The following is a 1,216-nucleotide window of genomic DNA, read 5'->3' as shown; positions in this document are numbered from 1 at the left end:
TGAGCTTGAGGATCGTTGTCTGTGTGAAGCACGTGCCGGATGCGACGGGTGACCGTCGTTTCGCGGACGATCACACCACCGACCGGGAGGGTGTGGACGGCCTTCTGTCGGAGCTGGACGAGTACGGGGTGGAGCAGGCGCTGCGGATCGCGGAGGCCCATGAGGGTTCCGAGGTGACGGTGCTGACGGTGGGGCCGGACGATGCGAAGGACGCGTTGCGCAAGGCGTTGTCGATGGGTGCGGACCGGGCGGTGCACGTGAACGACGGGGGTGTGCACGGTTCGGACGTGATCGGGACGTCGGCGGTGCTGGCGAGGGCGCTGGAGCGGACGGGGTTCGATCTGGTGGTGGGCGGTATGGCGTCGACGGACGGGGCGACGGGTGTGCTGCCGGCGCTGCTGGCGGAGCGTCTGGGGGTGCCGCAGGTGACGCTGCTGTCGGAGGTTTCGGTGGAGGGCGGTGCGGTGCGGGGCCGGCGGGACGGTGACGCGGCGACGGAGCTGGTGGAGGCGGCGCTGCCGGCGGTGGTGTCGGTGACGGACCAGTCGGGCGAGGCGCGGTACCCGTCGTTCAAGGGGATCATGGCGGCGAAGAAGAAGCCGGTGGAGTCGCTGGACCTGGACGATCTGGGCATCGGTGCGGACGAGGTGGGTCTGGCGGGTGCGTGGACGGTGGTGGAGTCGGTGGCGGCGCGTGCGGCGCGGACCGCGGGCACGGTCGTCAGGGACGAGGGCGAGGGCGGCAGGGCGCTCGCCGGCTACCTCGCCGACCAGAAGTTCATCTGATCCGCACGCGGACCCGAACGCGGCACCGGACACGGACCCGAACGCGGACCCGCCGCGTGCCGCACCCCCCACTGCCCCACCGAAACACGGAGACATCGAGCAATGGCTGAGATCCTCGTCCTGGTCGACCACGCCGACGGCGTGGTCCGCAAGCCGGCCCTGGAGCTGCTGACCCTGGCCCGCCGGATCGGCGAGCCCTCCGCGGTCGTCCTCGGCGCCGGTGACGCCGCGGCCGCGCTGGCCGCCAGGGCCGCCGAGTACGGCGCCGCCAAGGTGTACGTCGCCGACGGCGCCGAGTTCACCGACCAGCTGGTCGTCCCCAAGGTCGACGCGCTGGCGCAGATCGCCCAGGCCGCCGGGCCCGCCGCGGTGCTGGTCACCTCGTCCGGCGAGGGCAAGGAGGTCGCCGCCCGCGTCGCCCTGCGGATCGG

General features: G+C 72.7%; 1 protein-coding gene and 1 pseudogene. Both read left to right on the top strand.

From position 1 onward, the window contains the following. Positions 1-785: electron transfer flavoprotein subunit beta/FixA family protein (locus tag ACFCX4_RS36300; protein WP_376151759.1), on the top strand; the 785-nt coding region annotated here is incomplete at its 5' end. A 102-nt stretch (positions 786-887) separates the two neighbouring features. Continuing rightward, positions 888-1,216, top strand: a pseudogene (locus ACFCX4_RS36295) (electron transfer flavoprotein subunit alpha/FixB family protein); the annotation flags it as partial.

This window comes from Kitasatospora sp. NPDC056327, from assembly GCF_042261735.1.
In the GTDB taxonomy this organism is placed as follows: Bacteria; Actinomycetota; Actinomycetes; order Streptomycetales; family Streptomycetaceae; genus Kitasatospora.
Note: the sequence above shows the minus strand (reverse complement) of the source record. Positions and strands in the feature narration are given on the sequence as shown.